11 protein-coding genes and 1 tRNA gene are annotated in these 22,059 nt (G+C 46.6%); 7 read left to right on the forward strand and 5 right to left on the reverse strand.

All coding sequences use genetic code 11. From position 1 onward, the window contains the following. Positions 1-7: 7 nt before the first annotated feature. A complete protein-coding gene (gene nagB / locus PP178_RS11560; protein ID WP_272594507.1) occupies positions 8-1,951 on the reverse strand; it encodes a glucosamine-6-phosphate deaminase in 1,944 nt (647 codons plus the stop codon). A 158-nt stretch (positions 1,952-2,109) separates the two neighbouring features. On the opposite strand from nagB, the gene PP178_RS11565 reads away from it, so the two are divergent. Both PP178_RS11565 and PP178_RS11570 read left to right on the forward strand, forming a co-directional pair. After that, positions 2,110-2,859, forward strand: a complete 750-nt coding sequence (locus tag PP178_RS11565) for a DeoR/GlpR family DNA-binding transcription regulator (protein ID WP_272594508.1) — start codon at positions 2,110-2,112, stop codon at positions 2,857-2,859. A 1-nt stretch (position 2,860) separates the two neighbouring features. Continuing rightward, positions 2,861-3,676 carry an N-acetylmuramic acid 6-phosphate etherase gene (locus PP178_RS11570; RefSeq protein WP_272594509.1) on the forward strand — a complete coding sequence of 272 codons (816 nt, stop codon included), beginning with the start codon at positions 2,861-2,863 and terminating at the stop codon, positions 3,674-3,676. Position 3,677: 1 nt separating this feature from the next. Here PP178_RS11570 and PP178_RS11575 read toward each other — a convergent pair whose 3' ends face one another. Both PP178_RS11575 and PP178_RS11580 read right to left on the reverse strand, forming a co-directional pair. Then, positions 3,678-4,079 carry a c-type cytochrome gene (locus PP178_RS11575; protein ID WP_272594510.1) on the reverse strand — a complete coding sequence of 134 codons (402 nt, stop codon included), beginning with the start codon at positions 4,077-4,079 and terminating at the stop codon, positions 3,678-3,680. 5 nt (positions 4,080-4,084) lie between these two features. Continuing rightward, a complete protein-coding gene (locus PP178_RS11580; protein ID WP_272594511.1) occupies positions 4,085-5,206 on the reverse strand; it encodes a PQQ-dependent sugar dehydrogenase in 1,122 nt (373 codons plus the stop codon). A 131-nt stretch (positions 5,207-5,337) separates the two neighbouring features. Here PP178_RS11580 and PP178_RS11585 point away from each other — a divergent pair, with 131 nt between their 5' ends. The 5 genes from PP178_RS11585 to PP178_RS11605 all read left to right on the forward strand — a co-directional run bounded on the left by PP178_RS11585 (position 5,338) and on the right by PP178_RS11605 (position 17,497). Beyond that, the gene (locus tag PP178_RS11585) at positions 5,338-13,662 is read left to right on the forward strand and encodes a T9SS type B sorting domain-containing protein (protein ID WP_272594512.1); all 8,325 of its coding nucleotides are present in this window, start codon (positions 5,338-5,340) and stop codon (positions 13,660-13,662) included. Positions 13,663-14,025: 363 nt separating this feature from the next. Continuing rightward, positions 14,026-14,610, forward strand: a complete 585-nt coding sequence (locus PP178_RS11590) for a c-type cytochrome (RefSeq protein WP_272594513.1) — start codon at positions 14,026-14,028, stop codon at positions 14,608-14,610. 131 nt (positions 14,611-14,741) lie between these two features. Next, positions 14,742-15,317 carry a carboxymuconolactone decarboxylase family protein gene (locus PP178_RS11595; protein ID WP_272594514.1) on the forward strand — a complete coding sequence of 192 codons (576 nt, stop codon included), beginning with the start codon at positions 14,742-14,744 and terminating at the stop codon, positions 15,315-15,317. Positions 15,318-15,522: 205 nt separating this feature from the next. Next, positions 15,523-17,259, forward strand: coding sequence for a carboxypeptidase-like regulatory domain-containing protein (locus PP178_RS11600; protein WP_272594515.1), 1,737 nt, complete (start codon positions 15,523-15,525; stop codon positions 17,257-17,259). Between the two features lie 161 nt (positions 17,260-17,420). Further along, positions 17,421-17,497, forward strand: a tRNA-Pro gene (locus PP178_RS11605). A gap of 2,859 nt (positions 17,498-20,356) precedes the next feature. Here the strand turns inward: PP178_RS11605 and PP178_RS11610 are convergent. Together PP178_RS11610 and PP178_RS11615 are read right to left on the reverse strand one after the other, a co-directional pair. Continuing rightward, positions 20,357-21,076: a ribonuclease activity regulator RraA gene (locus tag PP178_RS11610; RefSeq protein ID WP_272594516.1), complete on the reverse strand. Its 720-nt coding sequence runs from the start codon at positions 21,074-21,076 to the stop codon at positions 20,357-20,359. Between the two features lie 13 nt (positions 21,077-21,089). After that, entirely contained in the window at positions 21,090-22,001 is a 912-nt protein-coding gene (locus PP178_RS11615; protein WP_272594517.1) for a sugar phosphate isomerase/epimerase family protein, read from the reverse strand. Between the last annotated feature and the right edge of the window lie 58 nt (positions 22,002-22,059).

The following is a 22,059-nucleotide window of genomic DNA, read 5'->3' on the forward strand; positions in this document are numbered from 1 at the left end:
TAAAACATCATTGAAAATGATAACGGACAAAACCTTCCATGGCTTCATACTCTGCCAGTCCAAGGGCGTTGTACCTTCGGGCAGTCTCTTTGTTCCTCTGCTCCGCCCTCTGCCAGAATTCACGTTCGTCATTTCCGGGGAACATGGCACTGTCTTTCTGGGATTGGTGCTTAAAAATAGCATTCTTCTTGCGCTCCATGTCTTTAGGTCCTATAGGGATGGCCATTTCCATATCAGCAATATCCCATTCCTGCCAGGCGCCACGATATAGCCATACGTAGCAATCAGAGAGCCATTCCGCCTGTTCTTTCACCAGGCGATCCAGTGCAGCATAGATCACTTGGAGGCATACCCTGTGGGTTCCGTGTGGGTCTGACAAATCCCCAGCTGCAAATATCTGGTGGGGCTGTATCTTCTGTAACAGGTCGTATGTAATCTGTATATCTTCTTCCGTATAAGGTTTTTTCTTCACGGTTCCCGTTTCGTAAAACGGCAAATTCTGGAAATGGGCATTATCCTCTTTTACCCCGCAATAGCGACAAGCCGCCAGGGCTTCACCTTTCCTGATCAGTCCTTTAAATTTTTGAATCTCCGGGCTGTCTACCTGTCCCGGTGTTTTACTGCTCAGGAATTCTCGGACTTCCCGGAATTGTTTTTTCAGTGTCACGTTCTGTTCCTGAATATCCGTCGCAAAATCTAAAAACCGGATCACTTCGTCGTCAAAGACCGCAATATTTCCTGAAGTCTGATAGGCCACATGCACATTGTGCCCCTGATCTACAAGCCTCAGCAGCGTACCGCCCATAGATATGACATCATCATCAGGGTGGGGGCTGAAAACCAGTGATCGTTTAGGGTAGGGGTCTTTTCGTTCCGGCCGCCTGCTATCATCAGCATTGGGCTTACCGCCCGGCCAGCCGGTAATGGTGCTTTGTAATTGGTTAAAGACCCTGAGGTTAATATCCTCTGCAGAACCGATTTCCGCAACCAGGTTCCCCATACCGTATTCGTTATAATCCTCGTTGGTAAGCTTTAAGATGGCTTTGTCCAGTTTAAGAGAAAGCCAGATGGTGGCTTTTTTGATGAGGTTGTCATCCCATTCGCATTCGCTGACCAGCCAGGGAGTACTGAGGCGGGTAAGGGATGATGCAGCTGCATGATCCAGGATAAAGTCACAGTTGTCATGATGCTGCAAGAAGGTAGCCGGCACCGATTCTCGTATTTCGCCTTCAACGGCCTGCCTGATAATATCGGATTTTCCTTCACCCCATGCCATCAGGACAATTCTCTTGGCACTCATTATAGTACCTACACCCATGGTGATTGCTTTGGAGGGAACGTTTTCCAGGCCAAAGAAATCACTTGCGGCGTCCAGGCGTGTCACCCGGTCCAGTCTGACCATCCTGGTTTTACTGTTTATGGAAGATCCCGGTTCATTGAACCCCACGTGGCCGGTCCGGCCTATCCCAAGGATCTGTATATCTATCCCACCTTCGTCCTTGATCTTTTTTTCGTAGGCCTCGCAGAAATCCCTGACGTCTTCCTTGTCCAGGGTGCCGTCCGGTATGTGTATGTTCGATTTCTTGATGTCTATATGGTCAAAAAGATGCTCGTTCATAAACCGGACGTAGCTGTGAATAGAATCCGGCTCCATAGGATAATACTCATCCAGGTTAAAGGTGATCACATTCTTAAAGCTAAGTCCTTCTTCCTTGTGGAATTTGACCAAAAAATCATACATCTTGGTTGGGGTAGAACCTGTAGCAAGTCCTAATACTACGTTTTTTCCGAGTTTCTGGCGCTGCCGGATCAGTTCGGCTATCTCGTTGGCCACGTAAAAGGACGCTTCTTCCGAATTGTCGTGCATATGAGTGTCTATTTTTTCAAATTTCCGGGATTCCTCATCTGTAGGATATCCGGGGATTTGGGGTCTGGTCTGCAAATCGGCCATGATCAAGTGGATTTAAAGTGAATTGCAAAGATAGACATTTATACATAATATTGCAGCTTTATGCTGTTTTTGTTGCAGCAAATTGCTTTTTTAACGTTTTGTTTTCATTAAAGTAACAAAAAGCTGCAGGTTGAATATTTTGTTATCTTTGCCTCATTATGCTAAAAGAAGAGAGACAATTAAAGATCTTATACGAGGTAGAATTGCATAACCGTGTTCTGCTATCGGACATTGCAGAAATGCTGGATGTGTCCGTAGATACCATCCGCAGGGATGTAAAAGAGCTGGATGCGGAGAATAAATTAAGGAAAGTACATGGCGGAGCGATCTCTATGGGTTTTACAGATCCCACCGCGGATAATTCCAAGATTTACGCTTTAAACGAGAAAAGCACTATCGCTCAGAAGGCCATAGGGCTCCTGAAAGACGGAGCGGTGATCTTTATTGATGGAGGAACAACTTGCCTGGAACTGGCCCGGCAGATACCGAGACAGCTACACCTTACTTGCTTTACCCTGAGTCTCCCGGTTGCCCTGCAATTACTGACCAAGCCCAACATCGAGGTCATCTTTCTCGGTGGAACGATCTCTCGCGAGGCCCAAATATCCGTAGGTGCGAGTGCTATCCACCAACTATCAGAAATTCGGGTAGATTATGGTTTTATAGGGACCGGGTATGTAGATGCGTTACATGGGCTGACCGAGTTTGACTGGGACATCGTCCAGGTTAAAAAAGGAGTCATACAGGCGTCTAAAAAAACGGTACTTTTATGCATCTCGGAAAAGCTTAATTCGCAACACCGTTATAAGACCTGCAATATCAATGCAATTAACACGATGATCACTGAGCTGGAACCGGAAAACAACCTGCTTAATATGTTCAGGAAACACGAAATACACTTGCTATAATATGTCAGATTACCATAAAATTACTGAATCACCTTCCCGATACGATCATTTAGAGCAAATGGAGACGGGAGAAATCCTGGAAAATATTAACCGGGAAGACCGCGAAGTTGCCGGTGCCGTTGCCTTGGCCATTCCCCAGATCACAAAACTGGTCGATGGTTTGGAAGAACGATTTTATAAAGGAGGCAGGTTATTTTATATCGGTGCCGGTACCAGTGGGCGGCTTGGTATCCTGGATGCGTCCGAGATTCCGCCTACCTTCGGAATGCCCCATAACAGAGTAATTGGCCTGATTGCAGGGGGGGACGGTGCGATCAGGAAAGCCGTGGAATTTGCAGAAGATAATACCGAGCAGGCATGGAAAGACCTGCAGGCTCACCAGATTACACCCCTGGATACCGTGGTAGGAATTGCGGCATCGGGAACCACTCCCTATGTGCTGGGTGGCGTAAAGACAGCTCGTGAACATGGATTACTCACTGCAGGGATCACCAATAACCCCGATTCTCCCTTAGCCGGTGCAGTAGAAATTCCAATCGAGATCAATGTAGGCCCTGAATTTGTAACGGGGAGTACCCGTATGAAAAGTGGAACCTCCCAGAAACTTGCGTTGAATATGATTTCCACTGCCCTTATGATCAGGATAGGTAGGGTTAAAGGGAATAAGATGGTGAACATGCAGCTCAGCAATGACAAGCTCGTAGACCGTGGTACCAGGTACCTCATGGAAGGCCTGCACCTGGATTACCAGGAAGCACAGGATGTATTAAAGAAATACGGATCTGTACAAAAAGCGATGGAAGCTTACGGCAAGTAAACTATTGGCTTATTTGGGCGACTTCTTCCGGGGTCACCATTTCTCCGCCCTTATTGCCCCAGCTGTGTAAGATGTAGTTCAAAACATCCGCCACTTCCTCATCTTCAAGCCCCATATTCATCATCATATTATCGTAGGTGAGACCGTTCACCACAATCTCGCCCTGTTGCCCGTATTTGACAGCCCTGATACTCGCTTCGCGCTTTTCCAGTAAGTAATCTGATCCGGCCAGTGGTGGAAAAGTGTTCGCTACTCCTTCCCCGGAAGGCAAATGGCATGTGACACAAAAATCCTGGTAAATCTCCTGTCCACGCTCCATGCTGGCTTTCAGTTCTTTATCCTGGAACAGGATCATGGATATGGCACTGACCAGGCAGATGTAGATCGGAACAACTATTTTCATCGGGTTCAATCAACTGGGTTTAAACGGTAGATACCCTTGCCTTCAACCGCTACGTAGATCAATCCGTCCGGACCTTCAACCACATCCCTTACGCGGCCAATATCCTCCAATAATTTTTCCCGATCGGTGACCGTGGTCCCGTCAAGCGATAAGCGCTCCAGGTATTGGAATGCAAGGGAACCGACCAGTAAGCTGCCTTTCCAGCCCGGGTACGTATCGGTGGTCACGAAAGTCATCCCACTAGGTGCAATAGAAGGAACCCAGTAATGTATAGGTTGAGTCATTCCCTCCATTTCGGTCTTATCCGTGATCGGGGTACCGCTGTAGTTGATACCGTAAGTAATTACCGGCCATCCATAGTTATTTCCTTTTTCTATAATGTTGATCTCATCACCACCTCTTGGCCCGTGTTCATGAATCCAGATCGCCCCGGTTTGCGGATGTACCGTCATTCCCTGGGGATTCCTGTTCCCGTATGTAAAGGCTGCTTCTTTAGCGTCTTCCTGCCCTACGAACGGATTGTCTTCCGGGATACGACCATCATCATATATGCGATAAATTTTTCCGCCATCGCGGGTAAGATCCTGTGGATTCGTGTCCCGATCGCCGCGTTCACCTATGGAGAAATAAAGGTATCCTTCCTCATCAAAGGCAAAACGGGATCCAAAGTGCTGTCCTTTGGTCGTATTCGGAGTTGCCTTGTATAATTTTTCAATATTGGTAAGGGCCATATTATCCAGTTTTGCCCTGACAATAGCCGTATTGCCACCTTTCTCAGCTCCTTCTTCAGAAGCAAAAGAGAGATAGATCCAGCCATTCTTTTCGTAATCCGGGTGTAAAGCTACATCGAGAAGACCTCCTTGTCCACGGTTATAGACCGGGGGAACATTGGTGATCGATGTTTTTTTGCCCTCTTTAAAGTGGATCAATTCGCCCGATTTTTCGGTGATCAGCATGGCACCGTCGGGTAGGAAGGTCAGGCCCCATGGTATCTGGAGCCCATCGACCAACAGTTCTGCATCAAAAGGGGTTGAATCGGCAATATTGGCCTTGTTTTCAGGATCCTGACCACAAGAAAATTGTGTCAGTACAACGAAAAGGCACATGATTTGGATACTTTTTTTCATAGCGAATCGTTAAAATATTTAATAATAGAGATGAATGGCATAAAACTAACGAAAAATATAAGTCTAAAATAATACTCTGAAGAATAACCTGATCCCAAATCTACCTATTCTTTGAAAACACCTACTAACCTATGCTCCCTAGTAACTCAAGGCGGGACGTATTTGCCATCTTTCTGACGCTAATGTCATTGGCATCCACTTTTGCCGGAAACAACCCAGGTAACTCCGACCCCATACTCGGGGACAGGGAAACCTACACAGAGCTTACTGCCTATGCCAGCAGTAGGTTTGACCTTTCACCGGATCATACCGATACCGGGATCACCGTAACACCACTGCCTTTCTTCTATGCCACCATCATCCAGAATGCCGATGAGGAAGTAAATTGTCCCAATGACGGAAGCACATTAGCCAAATTCTTTCTTTGCGGTACCAGTGATGTCCGAACGATAAGCTTAAGCCAGAGTGGAAGTAGCTACGAATGGCAGAAACTGGATAGTAACCGTTGTGCAACCTCGGTCATGGCCGACTGTGCCAATACAGATAGCAGCTGTTATGATACCGTAGGAACGGGAGCTACCTATAACCTGAATTCCTCCGGGGAGTTTCGTGTCCGCATAGATGGTGGCCAGTATTATTATTTTAAATCTACACTCAATCCACTTGATCCACAACTCATCAAGGAAGATATCATCTGCGGAAACCCGGGCAGGGTAGAGGTGACCAATGTACCTGCAGGATATGAATACAGCCTGAACGATAGCGCAGGTCCTTACCAGGACACCCCGTATTTTGATATCACAACTGCCGGGGATTATAAAGTATGGGTGCGATTAAAGAATGTATCCAGTACGGCATGTCTCTTTCCTTCCAATACGGTTACTGTAGCCAGCCTGGATTTGAGCGCTTCAGTTACTGCAAACGATATATTGTGTAGCGGTGAACTGGGGAGCATAGATGTGACTGTTTCCGGGGTACCGGGATTCTTTACTTACAGGCTGCTGAAAAATGGAGTAACGGTAGATACTTTTGGTCCGGATTCGGCCAGTTCTTACAGTTTTGAGAATGTCAGCCCCGGAACCTACAGCGTAAGGGTATCGACCAATAAATGTAATGAGGTCATTACCACAGACGTAAATAATGTTCCCATCCGTATTGGGAACGGGATAAGCCCGCTTGCAGTTTCTGCGTCGGCCTCGGACAGTTTTGGCTGTGGTGCTTCTTCCGTGGATGTTCGTATCGAGACTTCAGGAGGAACTGCGCCCTATCGCTATAGCCTGGACGGTGGCAGTAGCTTCAGTACTACCTATAATAGCAGTACCGTATTTACCGTAAGCTCTGCCGGTACCTATAATATCTTGGTAGAGGATGCCAATGGCTGTACCAAAACGGCAAGTGCCGATGTTGAAGATCTTCCGCCACCGGTGTATACCGTTTCTTCTGATGATGCAACCTGTGGTAGCAGTAATGACGGCAGGATCACTTTTAACGTGAGTAATGGTTACGGGTACCAGATGACCTATAGTATCAATAACGGGGCTTCTTATCAAAACAATAATATTTTTAACGGGCTTGCACCGGGAACCTACCAGGTACTCATCCGATACCAGCAAGAAGCATTTAGTTGTACCACACCGGTGGGTACAGAAGTGATCAGTGCACCTACGCCAATTTCCGGGTCGGCGAACGCGGTATCCACTCCGAGCTGCCTGGACGAAAACGGCGGACAAATATCCTTTTCAGGGGTGAGCGGGGGAACTTCTCCCTACGAATACAGTGTTGGAGCTGGCTTTAGCAGTAACCCGGATTTCTCTAACCTCGGAACGGGAAGTTATACTCCCAGGATCAGGGATGCCAACGGTTGTGTTCGAAGCCTTTCAACGATCACCTTTGATAATTTAGATAAACCTACTGATATGGCTTTTACCATATCAAATATTGATTGTATTACGAATACAGCTTCAGTTTCCGTAGCGGTTACCGGCGGAACTTCGCCTTATAGCTATGAAATTATAGCACCCGCTTCTAGTGCTACAAATAACGGAAACAACAATGTATTCAGCGGGCTTGGACTGGGAACCTATACCTTCCGCGTAACTGATGACGAAGGCTGTTCCTACAACGAGGCCTATGCTATTACTGATATCAGTTCAATCTCTGTGCAGGCGCAAGCTACTAAAGTGGTGAGCTGTTTTGGCGATGCCGACGGAGAAGGAAGATTTTTGATCGATGGTTTTAACAGTACCTATACCTATGTCATTGACGGAGGTCTGCCCATGGTGGGTCAGAGCGGGGGGATCATTACCGTTACAGGATTAAGTGCTGGCAGTTATGATATTATGGTCACCGATGAAGAGACCAATTGTACGGACAGCGCCACCCTGGTAATCCAGGAACCCGCCACCGCATTTTCTATTACAAGTCTGAATGTCAGCCCAATGAATTGCCAGAATAATAACAGGGGTGGTGTCAGCATTAACACCACCGGAGGATGGGGTGGCAACAAATATACCGTCACCCAACCCAGCGGTTCGGTCCGTGGACCCCAGAATAGCAATACCTTCTCTGATCTGACCCAGAGCGGGGTATACCAGGTAAGTGTAACCGATGCCAATGGCTGTATCCAGACAGATAGTTTTACCCTTACCGCCTTGGCGGCCCCGGTGCTTACAGTTAATGCAGCCGGTTCGGATTATTGTTATGACAATTTTGATGCAGCGACCATTGCCCTGGATGCCTCAGGAGGGGCAGGACCATACGAATACAGGGTAAATGGAGGCGCCTGGGGAGCCGCCAGTACCTTTAACGGACTAACCCCGGGAACCTATCGTTTTGAGGTCAGTGATACGAATGATTGTCAGGATCTGGTGTGGGTGACCATTGCCCCGGAAATGACAGCTAGTGCCAGTACTATAAGAGAACTGACTTGTGGTGGCCCATCAGCCCAGATCAGGGTGAATATCAGTAACGGTTACCACTCGGGGAATGATTACGTGAGTTACGAGGTACGTATTGACGGAGGTGCCTATTCTGCGAGTGCTTTCCCGATCAGTGGAAATTCTTTTGTTTACGATATACCAAATGACGATAGCATACTTACCGATACCACCTTCCAGTTCGAGGTTACAGATACCCGGGGTTGTACGACGGAGACCAATGTGGTCACTATTGCCCCCCCGGAGTCAATTGCAGGCGCTACTGTAGTTACGGATACCAGCTGTGGCCAGGATAACGGTATTGTAGAGTTGATACCGGATACCAACCAGGGTGTACCCCCGTACGAGTATAGTTCCGATGGGGGACTGACCTATGGTTCACAGCCGATTTTTTCCGGTTATGCTCCCGGGACATACAATGATTTTATGATCCGTGACAGCAGGGGTTGTGCGAGCCCGCCACTCAGTGCCACGGTTAATGGAAGCAACCCGATAGATGCCAATGTCACCGCTAACGATGCCCTCTGTTCCGGTGGAAGTGTTGAAGGATCCATAGACGTTAATAACGTACTTAACGGGAATGCCCAGTTTACCTATACCCTGCAAGACATCAACGGAAATACGGTCGCCACTGCAGGTCCGATGGCAGCAGACAATGTCAATTTTCCCAATGTTGCCCCCGGTACCTATACGGTGATCACCACTGATGCCAGTGGTTGTGAAGACAGGGATGTTGTGAGCGTGAGCCAGAACCAGATAGACCTGGTCCCGGTGACCACTACAGATCCACAGGACTGTACCACGACCTTTACCTATATAGTAGATATTGTCGGGGGTACTGCGCCCTATACCATAGGGCTTGTGGGACAGCCACAGACCGTACCAAATGTAGATGCCGACACACACGATTTTAGCGGGCAGATCTCCTACGGGGTAACTTATTTTGTCGAGGTCCACGATGCTTTGGGCTGTGTCTATATTGAACAGATTGACCCCATTAACGGACCTTCTCCCATTGCAGTGACGGCTACGGCGACTACAGCTTCCTGTGAGCCGGGTGGAAATGGCAGCATAAGTTTTGAAATAGACGGGCTGCCTTCGCCTGCAGATCTTACCCTGCAGTTGCAGGATACAGATACAGGTGCAATTGTTAGTGGCCCGACTGTGGTAAATAGTGTGGCCATACCCTATAGCGATAGCTTTAATAACCTGCCACCGGGAAATTACCAGATCCTGGTAGAGGATAACAATACTCAATGTGATGCCAGTACACTGGTGTCAATCACACAAGATATTCCCGCCCTGGTTGTAGATAATAACGAGCCTGCTAATTGTAATGTAGGTGCCCTGGTTACGGTAAGGGGTAATGGTGGGAACGGACCTTATAGTTTTGCTTATGTGCCTATGGGAGATCCGGCACCCATAGTCTTTTCATCGGATACTACCTTTGAAGTGGCAGGGCCATACCCGGCAGATTACGATTTCTATGTGCTTGATGCCTTGGGTTGTATGAGTTTCACCACGGTGAGGGTGACTGAAACTGCGGGTGTTCCTGTTCCCAATGTAGACGTTGTAAACCAATGTTCTGCCCAAAGTAATTATACCGTAAATGTTACTTCCCCACTGTCTACAGGAAGCGGATTACCGGAAGAAACATACCAGTATGATATCGGTGGTGGTTTCCAGGACAGTCCTAATTTTCTTGTACCTAACCCCGGGGATTACACCATCGTCGTCAGGGACGGGAACGGTTGTACCAACACGGTGCTTGCCCAGGTCTTTGATTTCTTCGCGATCAGTGCCAATGCATCTACAGAACCTACCTGTAATGCAGGAGATGGGATCATTACGGTTAACACCAGTGGAGGAAGTGGTAATTTCCGTTATGAACTGGACGATGGGATCAACCCAACTGTCGTACAGCTCAACGATAACGTATTTACCAATATCAGCCCCGGAACTTACAGTATACTGGTCACAGACCTTGATTCTAATACCATGCCTCTCTGTTCAGATTCTACTACGGTAGAGGTGACCATCGTGGATTCGCCTGAAATTTCGGCTACGCCCAAAGGGGATATCAGTTGTCATGGCGCTGATGACGGGTATATCAATGTAGAATTATTACCTGCTACAGCTACAGACGGACCTTTCAGTTATACCCTGTATGACGGAGCTACTACAAACATAGTCCAGGGACCACAGTCTTCTTCCTTATTTGATAACCTGTTGCCTGGAACTTACCAGGTTGAGGTGATTTCGGACAGGGGATGTTCTGATCGTTCCACAGACGTTACTATAAGCGAACCCAGCATTCTGCTGCTCAATACGACCCATACTGATTTTACCTGTGACCCCAGCAGTAACCGCTTCAGTACTGCAACCATAACAGCTTTTACAGACAGTAACGGCGACGGGAGTGGAATTAATACGGGTACAGCGCCTTATACGTATAGTATGAATGATGGTACCCCGGAATTTGACGGTACCAATTTCCAGACCAGCAACCAGTTTGAGGTAGTAGACAATGGCTCCCCTCAGACCATTACCATCATTGCCAGGGACCAGAACGGTTGCGAGGAGACACAGACCATTGTGATGAACCCTCCATCAGGGCTCGACTTTAGTTTTAATGTAAATCCTATCAGCTGTGACGCCAGTGGCAGCGGAGTGAATCCTGGAAATATCGAGATAATCATAGCCCAGGGACCGGGGAATTACGATGTGGAAATCCTCCCGTTAGGATCTGAACCGGTACAGAATTCTGGCGGATCCGATCGCGTGGTATGGGATATCAGCACCCCGGGAGATTATATTTTTGCCGTAACCGATATGGGTAACGGGGGATGTACCTACTTAACCCCGGTCGTAAATGTGCCGGAGTATAACAATATCATAGCTACTGTCGCAGAGGCCGAACCTGTCACTTGTTTTAATGGAACAGACGGGGCTATAAGCCTGCAGGTAGATAATTATAATGGTATCTATAATTACGAGGTGTTTACGAGGGACAATAACGGAGTTGAAACCTCTACGGGCGTTACCGGATCCTTTGATACGAATAATCCTATAGCCACCCCTGAAATTATCACCGGTCTCCCTGCAGGGAACCTGGTGGTATACGTAGAAGCACTGGACGCTCCATTTTGTGATGTAGTCAGTAACAGTACTACCGTAAGGCAACCCGATGCGCCCCTACAGGTGAACCTGCAACAGACGGCAGAGGTGACCTGTGCCGATCCCGGGCTTGGGGAAATATTTGCATCGGGTACCGGTGGATGGAACTTCTATGAATTCAGGGTTCAAGCCCCGGACGGCAGTATCGTCCAGAATTTCCCAAGCACCAATGTTAATTTCACCGGCTTATCAGCAGGGGTCTATACCGTTGACATTCGCGATGCGGAGGGTTGTATAGCGACCAATACCATCGAATTATTACCCCCGGCACCTATCTATGCTGATATCAGGATCGTAGCTCCTTTACAATGTAATAATGACAATAACGGAATAATAGAAGCCTTTGACATCACCGGTGGGCAAGGTGCCGGTAATTACCTTTACCGACTGAACCGGTTAAGCGAGGGGACCAACAGTGGTCTCCAAACTACAACCAGCTTTAACAACCTGTCATCGGGAGATTATACCATCACCGTACTCGATGGATGGGATTGCGAGTTCACCACTGCCGTGATCACCATACAAGATCCCGAAGTGGTTGTGGCCGAATTAGTGGAGCTTCAACCCCCTGGCTGTGGGGATGATGGACTCATGGAATTAACCGTGGCTAATCCTGAAGCAGGTGTTAGTTACTTTTTCAGGCGTTCCGGGACAACTGATCCTTTTCTTCCCCTGGATCCCCTGGATCCTACAGCCACCTCGGTACAGATTTCTGAAGATATCACTGTAGACCCTGGACCGTTCCAATACGATGTTCAAAACTCCAATGGATGTCCATTTGAAAAATCTAACCAGATTTCATTGGATCCGGCAGCACCGCTGGTGATCTCTTTAGACCTGACCAATGCCACCATTAATTGTGCCGGTGAAGCTACGGGGATTATCCGTTCTGAAGCATATGGTGGTATAGGAAATTACGTGTATACCTTATTGAATTCTAATACCCCGCCTGCACCGACGGCTCTGAACACCGAGCGATCTGCCCAGTCTTCGGGAATATTCAGGGAGCTTGGCCCCGGAACCTATTACGTATATGCACAGAGTGGCGGATGTACGGCCATATCAACCCCGATCACGATCAGCGAGCCACCACCCTTAGTGCTGGAATCACTGGAGGTAGTTCCCGTTAGCTGTTCCGGTGATGTAGACGGGCAGATCATTATTGAAGCCAGCGGGGGTACGGGTAAAATTCGCTATTCCATTGCCGACCAGTTGAGCGAATTCTTTGAAGGAGATGACCCTATGTTCCCGAACAGGAAAATTTTTACAGACCTTGCTCCGAGGACATATGAAGTCATTATTCAGGATGACCTGGGCTGTACGATTACCAGGACTATAGAAGTTACTGAGCCGGAGGCCATACTGGTGGCTATCGCAGCATCTGAACCGGAAACCTGTATGGGCGATGGCGACGGAAGTGTGACCCTCGACGTGTCCGGGGGAACACCACCTTATGAATTCGCCTTAAATTCCTCCGCCCCGGAAGACTTTGCACCTAATCCTCAACAGCAATGGGAGAACCTCGTCGGGGGAGAGACATATGTGATCTTTGTCCGGGACTCCATGGGTTGTGAGACTAACGTGATCGTACCGGTGGGCATAGGGGTGGACCTGAATCCTGAACCATTGGTAGAATATGGTTGTGAAGGTATTTTCCCTAACTCGACGGCTACCGTCAGTATGGAGGATGGTTCGGATATATCCCAGTTGCTTTTTGCTTTAGACCCGGTTGATCCGACAGATGCTGTAACCGCTGAAGCCGGTACGGAATATACCTGGGGTGACCTGGCTCCCGGAGAACATATCGTTTATGTATACCATGAGAATGGTTGTTCTACCTATGTTGAATTCAACATAGAAGCCTATGAACCACTGACCCTGGAAGTCGAAAAGACTGACGTAAATGAAATTACAGCAGTAGCCCGGGGAGGATTTGGTGAGTACAGGTATTATTTCCAGGACCAGGCTTATGGATCAGATAATATCTTTTATTCCAATGAAGACTCTAATGTTACCATCCGGGTAGTTGATGCCCGTGGATGCGAGGCAATGGTTACCATGGCCTTTGACTTTACCGGGGTACTACAGATGCCTAAACACTTTACCCCGGATGGTGACCTGATGAATGACGTATGGTCCCCAATGAACCGGGAACTATTCCCCAACCTGGAAGTTAAGATTTTTGACCGCTATGGAAGGGTAGTAGCCATCCTGGACCAGGTCTCCGAATGGGACGGAACCTATGAAGGTGATGAGGTACCTACAGGGGACTATTGGTACGTGGTAAATGCAAACGATAAGAGTATGCAGCAATATGTAGGACATTTCACCTTGTACAGATAAACTGCACCATATTCAAAAGTTTAAAATGGCTTCGGTATCCGAGGCCATTTTTTTGCCCTTTAATCTTGAAAATTTTCTAGAAACGTATTTTGTTTTTTCCTATATTTAATCCTCGATTACAGACCTTAAAACACTGAATAAGTGGCATGTGCCGAAATTATTCTCATGTGCAGCCCGGTTGTGTAATTAGATTTCTTTCCCCCGAGAACGTTCTCCCATATTTATCCCCCGGAGTAATTGAATTAATCTTAAAGGAGGATTGCTTTCTAGATTCCTTTACGAGTTTGCTCATGCCTATTACCCACGAGAAGCATCATAAATCTTCACGGGTATCAACAAGAGTACTGATCTAAATTCTCACATATGAAAAATGTAATCTTAACTTTAGGTATCCTGTTGCTAATGGGAGCCTGTAATGAACCAAAATCCAAGGAAGAACCCCTGACCGAAGAAAAAGAATTGGCTCTGGCCACGGAGGCAGCTGTTTCAGCAGAGCGGGGTAAATACCTTGTAAATGCTATGGGATGCACTGATTGTCATACTCCAAAGAAGATGACAGAACACGGCCCAGAACCAGACCCGGAATTATTCCTGTCAGGACATCCGTCGGGAGAGCAGTTACCTCCGCTAGACCCCTCGCAGGTTCAGGGTTACCTGGCTTTTAATATGGGGCTAACTGCAGCCATCGGGCCATGGGGCACCTCTTTTGCTGCCAACCTTACGCCCGATGAGACGGGGATTGGTAGCTGGACAGAAGAACAATTCCTGATCGCTATTAAGGAAGGGAAGTATAAGGGGATGATGAATAGCAGGCCTTTGTTGCCCCCAATGCCCTGGCAACAATACCGTATGCTGACTGATGACGACCTGAAGTCCGTATTCAAATACCTGAAAACCATTAAACCCATAGATAATGTAGTTCCGAGCCCTATCCCTCCAGGTGCCTGAAAATTGGATTCTACGTATCTAGTGATGATCAAAGCCGGCCTGTAATTGCCGGCTTTTTAATAAACCTTTGTTAAAGCCGTAATTCGCGAGGAGGTATTTCGACTGAATGTTATGAACCCTAAAACAAAACAATGTCAGATAAAACATACCAGATCGGGCTAAGTCCCGTGACTTTAGAAACAGCAGATGAGAAACAGAAAAATATCCTTGAACAGGCTAAAAAAGCCAATGGGATGATTCCTAATATGTATAACAATATGGTGAACCTCCCCGGTTTACAGGAAACTTATGACCTGGGATACCAGAAGTTCAGGAGTGAAAGTGGATTTACCCCGGCAGAACAAGAAGTTGTTTTTATAACGCTGAGTGTTGACAATGGTTGTAACTACTGTACAGCAGCACATAGCTTTATAGCGGACAAAATGTCTAAAACTCCAGAGGAAGTAACCGATGCCATCAGGGACGGAAAAGAAATTCCGGGGGAAAAATATGCAGCCTTGGTTAAGTTCACCAAGATTATGAACAGGAGTAAGGGTAATCCTAGTCCTTCAGAGGCCCGTGAATTCCTGGCTGCTGGATTCAGAGAGAAACAAATTCTGGCGATCATCCTTGCACAGAGTGTTAAGACGATCAGTAACTACTCTAATCACATCTTCCATACGGAAGTTGATGATGCTTTCAGCAGTAGGAAAGTTACTGAGGGGTAGGATAAAATCAACAGATTTCAGCATCTTGATCCATCCACTTATTCTGTGGATGGATTTTTTTTTTGCTCCGACAGATTTGCGCCCAATGAAAGGTCCGTTATGGCGTTCTTCTGAGTACATTCATCTTATGACTTTTGAAAACTCCAAGTCGTTGAATTGTATTGTCTTATCTTGTCGTTTTTCGTATTTTTAAATAAAAACTGCAATGAAATCTTTATATCTCACCCTTTTATTCCTCGCAGTCATGCCGCTGGTTTATGCTGTGGAGGAGGACCGAATCATTAAAGGCAGGGTTACAGACGGATCAGCGGCGCTCCCGGGTGCTGAAGTACAGGTAGAGAATTCGGACAGGCTAGCCGTGACCGACGAACAAGGGTATTACCAGATCCGTGCAGCTGTGGGAGATATCCTTACCTTCAGCTATACCGGTTTTGAGACCAGGAGGATTTATGTAGAGGACGTAACCCGGATCGTGAATGTTGACCTATTAGTAGAATACAAAGAATTAGGAGGTATTACCATTACAGGCAGTCAACGTAAAAAGAGTAAGAATACCAAGGACGATTATTATTACGACAAGGAAATGCTCTGGACCGCATTTGGGTATAAAGACCAGAGGGCTTTCAGCGGGAATGTCAGGTTTCTGTACGATGACCAGATGACCAGTGCTGCACTCTGTGTGCTAGATATTCTCCGGAACCAGTTCCCCGGTGTTTCTATCAGGGGAAATTGTTCCAGTGGCGGCAGCGTGCAGATTCGCGGAGGCAGCTCTATCAGCAATGATACCCCGGCCATATTTGATGTAGATGGACAGGTGTTTACCGACACGCCGGTATGGATCAACCCTAATAACATTAAGAGGATCGCGGTGCTGAATAACCTGAACATGACCATACCCTATGGCGCAGCCGGGAATGGCGGGGTCATCGTGATCAATACCAATGTCAGCGGGGTCACGCCGGGAATGCTTGAACGCCCGGACCCCATGCGGTTTAATCGTCAACTGTATGATGAAGAGCAAGTGTTAACACAAGATGCGCTCCTAAACAACGCCCCGGAATATCTTAAGGCTTTATACCAGAGCAACTCCTTTGACGAGGCCCGCAGTACATTGGAAGCTTACCGGGAAGTCTATAAGTCCTACCCGTACTTCTACCTGGATGCCATGGATTATTTCTTATCGAATTGGAAGAATAAGCAATTTGCTACAGACCTGATGGCTGAGAATTCCGGAATATTCGATGGTAATCCTGTATTACTGAAAGCGGCCGCATACCTCTATGAAAAACATGGGTTATCGGCAGAAGCCAATGTGCTGTACAAGAAGATTTACAGCTTAAGGACAAGGTATCCACAGTCATACCTGGACCTGGCCCACAGCTATCATTCTACCGGGGAAACCGCCAGGGCAGCTTCTCTGTTATTAAGATTAGGCTCGCTATCACATCAAGGATTGATCCGTACGGATACCGTGGAGTTCAATCAATTCTATGAACGAGAATTACTGGCATTTTATGAGGTTAACGATAAGATTTCTCTCGGTCCCGGCCTGAAGAAACGCCTGAGAGAAGAAAATGAATCCTACCTCGGGGCTAAGCGAATCGTACTGGAGTGGAACGATAGTGAAGCGGAATTCGAAGTGCAGTTTGTGAATCCTAATAAACAGGTCTACGAATGGGTTCACAGCGCTACAGCAGATCGTGACCTGATCCTTAACGAGCAATTATATGGCTGGTCTTCCAAGGATTTCTTCCTGGATGATACCCTCAACGGTAACTGGCTGATCAATGTTCGTTACCTGGGGAACAGGGCGGGGACACAGAGTTACCTGAAAGCTACTTTTTACAATGATTACGGGCTGCCATCACAAAGTCAGAGGGAATATGTGCTAACATTAAGGGTAAAGGGAGCCGGGCAGCAGCTTGCACAATTTGGAAATTAAAAGACTTCCCAATTTTTAGGAATTTGCTCAGGTAGCAGTATCAACCTGAAATTTTACGTGCATTATGTACTTGGTAAACAGCGATTAAACAACCAACACTAAATTTATACAGGGAGGATAGAGAAATTACCTTAAACTTTATTAATTTTGCCACCTCCTTACGGGATGTGGCGCAGTCTGGTAGCGTACGCGCATGGGGTGCGCGTGGTCGCAGGTTCAAATCCTGTCATCCCGACCAAGCGGAAAAGTGATTTGCGAAAGCAAATCACTTTTTTTATTCCCCAAATGGAGCCAAACGCAGTTTGAGCGAACATGGGGGAATAAAAAAGGCATGAAGGCGGAAGCCTTCACTTTTCCATTTGCACTGAGGGTTTATTAGGATTCTCTAAATCCTGTGATTTTAGTAGGCAGTCTTCAGTGAGCAGTAAGCAGAAACGAATTCATGCGTGTATAAAAAACTCGTCTCTCCGATTTCTTGATCAGCAACTGCAAGGATCTTGCAGTGAAGTCTGCTAACTTTCGAGCGGGGCGGGACTTGCAGGCCCCCGGAATTTAATGCCACCGTGAGCGTATTTCTCCTTTGGAATAGAAAGATGGATGTTGACCACCCTACAGATCTTCATTTGTCCCTATGTCCCTGTGTACCTATGTAACTAAAAGAACTGCAAGCTTCCTGCAGTGTAGGGGATTAACTTTAGAGCGGGGCGGGGTTTGGACCCCCTGGTGTTTTAGTAGGCAATTGGCAGTAGGCAGTTGGCGGTAGGCAGTAAGCAGAAACGAATTCATGCGTGTATAAAAAACTCGTCTCTCCGATTTCTTGATCAGCAACTGCAAGGATCTTGCAGTGAAGTCTGCTAACTTTCGAGCGGGGCGGGACTTGCAGGCCCCCGGAATTTAATGCCACCGTGAGCGTATTTCTCCTTTGGAATAGAAAGATGGATGTGGACAACCCTAGGGATCTTCATTTGTCCCTATGTCCCTGTGTACCTATGTAACTAAAAGAACTGCAAGCTTTCTGCAGTGTCGGGGATTAACTTTAGAGCGGGGTGGGGTTTAGACCCCGGAATTTTAATAAGCAGCTGGCAGTCTTCAGGGGGCAGTCTTCAGAAACGAATTCATGCGTGTATAAAAAACTCGTCTCTCCGATTTTTTGATCAGACTCTTCAAGGATCTTGCAGTGAAGTCTGCTAACTTTCGAGCGGGGCGGGACTTGCAGGCCCCTGGAATTTAATGCCATCGTGAGCGTATTTCTCCTTTGGAATAGAAAGATGGATGTTGACCACCCTACAGATCTTCATTTGTTCCTATGTCCCTGTGTACCTATTTAACGAATAGAATTGCAAGCTTCCTGCAGTGAATAGGCCTAACTTGAACTCGGGGCGGGGTTTTAGCCCCCTGTTATTTTAGTAGGCAGTTGGCGGTAGGCAGTGCAAAAACTTGCCAATGTTATTGATATCATTGTCCTACACTAATATATCACACTGCAAGCTTTATGCAGTGTGGTCTGCTAATTTTCGAGCGGGGCGGGACTTGCAGGCCCCCGGAATTTAATGCCACCGTGAGCGTATTTCTCCTTTGGAATAGAAAGATGGATGTGGACCATCCTACAGATCTTCATTTGTCCCTATGTCCCTGTGTACCTATGTAACTAATAGAACTGCAAGCTTCCTGCAGTGTCGGGGATTAACTTTAGAGCGGGGCGGGGTGAAGACCCCGAAATTTTAGTTAGTAGCTGGCAGTCTTCAGTGAGCAGTAAGCAGAAACGAATTCATGGGTGTTCAAAAAACTGGTCTCTCCGATTTTTTGATCAGCAACTGCAAGGATTTTGCAGTGTAGTCTGCTAACTTGAAAGCGGGGCGGGACTTGCAGGCCCCTGGAATTTAATGCTACCGTGAGCGTATATCTTCTTTGGAATAGAAAGATGTATGTGGACAACCCTACAGATCTTCATTTGTCCCTATGTCCCTGTGTACCTATGTAACTAAAAGAACTGCAAGCTTTCTGCAGTGTCGTGGATTAAATTTAGAGCGGGGTGGGGTTTAGACCCCCGGGTATTTAAGTAGATAGCTTGCCCGAATAGGCCAAAGGCCTGGGCGGGTTGACAGTGGGCAGCAAGCAGGAATAAATTCATTGGTATTCACAAAACTCATCTCTCAGGGTTTTTTAATCATCTGCTGCAAGGTTCTTGCAGTATAAAAAGTTAACTTTTTAATGGGGAGGGGTTAGGAACCCCGGTTTTTAGTTGGTAGCTTTCAGCGTGCACTATTCAGTTCGAAGTATGCCTGGATAAAACCAAATACGCTCTCAAATTTTTTTTGATCACTCACTGCAAGGTTCTTGCAGTCTGTTAACTTTAGAGCGGGGCAGGGTTTGGACCCCCCTGGTGTTTTAGTAGACAGTCTACAGTGGGCAGCAAGCAGGAATAAATTCGTTGGTATTCATAAAACTCATCTCTTAGGTTTTTTTAATCATCTGCTGCAAGGTTCTTGCAGTACAAAAAGTTAACTTTTAATCGGGGCGGGGTTAAGAGCCCCGGGTATTTTAGTTGACAGCTTGCCCGAATAGGCCAAAGGCCTGGGCGGGTTGGCAGTGGGCAGTACGCAGGAATGAATTCATGGGTGTCCACAAAACTATTCTCTCACATTTTTTGATCAGCTACTGCAAATTACATGCAGTATAAACAATTAACTTATAAGCCGGGCGGGGTTTAGACCTTTTAGTATGAAATTCATTTTAAAATCAAATTTCTACAAATGAATCCAAACTTACATAGCGTGGCCAAGGGGATTGAGATCCAAATTTCGAGATAATAAGTGGGGATAAAATATAATAAACAGGAGCTTCACTTATAGGTTGACCATACATCAAACCTTGAACCTCGAACCTTGAATTAGCCGGTTTCCCTACATGTTTACTGCATTGAGTCGGTTTATCTTCAGGTTGGGGCGGGTTTAGTAGCCGCGGTTTCGCAGGTCCTGGAAAAAATAATCCCGTTGATGAAACTGCAGGTGCAAGGCAGTTGAGCAGTCTTATTTATTTACCAGGAATATGAAAATAATATATGTGTTATGATTGACCATGAGAATCTGATGAGCTTCTATAGATCTTTATGTTCTTGCCATTTTTGAAATTCTGCCTGCACTCCCTTAGCTGTCGGTGGATAGAGTCCGATAACAGAGCTGCCCGCACGGACCTTTTCCATAACGAAATCCTCAAATTCGGTCATTGTAAGGCATTCATCCGCCACTGTTTCAACCATATGTTGTGGGATGACCATCACCCCGTCTTCATCACCCATGATATAATCCCCGGGAAAAACAGCCACCCCACCGCAACCTATAGGGTCATTGATCGCGATGGCCTGGTGCAGCGTAAGATTGGTGGGCGCCGAGGGTTGTACGTGAAAGGAAGGCATGTTTAACTGCGCTATTTCTTCAGAATCCCTAAATCCGCCATCGGTTACCAAACCCGCTACACCTCGTTGCATCAAGCGTGTGGCCAAAATGGAACCTGCCGATGCTGCCCTCGGATCTTGCCTGCTATCAATTACCAGAACTTGGCCAGCCGGGCATTCCTCCACAGCAACACGCTGCAGGTGTTTTGGGTCTTTAAATACTTTGATGGGATTCAAGTCTTCCCGGGCCGGGATATAACGTAAAGTATATGCCTGCCCCACCATGGGTACAGACATTTTTTTCAGGGGAAAAACGTTTTGAATATATTGATTTCTAAGTCCTTTTTTAAAAAGACAGGTCGCGACAGTGGCCGTACTTACCTTTTGTAGTTTCTCGATTGTTGTTTTTGACTGGTTTGCCATAGTTGTATTTTGTTTATGCTTGTTCCCAGGTTGTTCTGAGAAAATTAAGATCGGTCTTCATATGTCTGAAAATTTCTGTTCTTTCCATACTTACAGTGTTCAATCCTTTTTCTGCCCCTCCTAAATAATATTCTAGGTGTAAGGAGATAGGTACGTTGATCTGGTATTGCTTCAATAAGGAAAAAAAGCGCTTAAAGTCGACCATACCTTTACCTAGAGGTGTATTAACCGGCTGCCACTTTCCATTTACTTGACCCCATTTAAAATCTTTAATTACGATGGACTTGATATGAGGTTGCACAAGCCGTAATCCTAGCTCCCAGCTTTGACTTCCTTCAACTACCGCATGCCGGATGTCGTACTGCATACCCATATGTGTATTTTGGGTTTTTTTCAGGATCTGTGGTATATCCCAGACAGGGGCGCCTACGTGTGCACCTGAATGGTTCTGGTAGCATCCAATGAGTCCCAGATCTCTGTTGATGGTTTCAAGCTCCCTGAAATGACCGGCGAACTTTTCCTGAGCTTCGGAAATTGCGATATCATCAGGATATTTCAGCCATCCCGTCCTGTAATGTGTAATTCCCAATCGACTTGCTGTTTCCAGTACCCTCAGTTGTTGCGTATTGGAAGCATCCAGTATACTTGTCGTCATCATTCCCGGTTGCAAGTCATAATTTTCCATGGCTTTTACGGCCTTCGGCAATTCTTCCAGCACCTGGCCGGGATCAATATGTCCGCCAGATCTTACGGTTAAATCCAGACCATCAAATCCCATCTCTGCAGCTGCCTCAGACATCTCCATGTAATTTAAAAATTGCAAATGCTTGGAAAATAGATAGACCTTGATGGGTGCGGATTCTGAAATGATAAATTCCGGGAGGGATTTTGCAAAACTTAATAATGGAATACCCCCTAAAGCCATAGCGGTTAGCTTAGAAAATTTCCTTCTTGTAATCTCTATATTTTTACACGGCATTTTT

Source organism: Zeaxanthinibacter sp. PT1, assembly GCF_028464225.1.
GTDB lineage: Bacteria > Bacteroidota > Bacteroidia > Flavobacteriales > Flavobacteriaceae > Zeaxanthinibacter.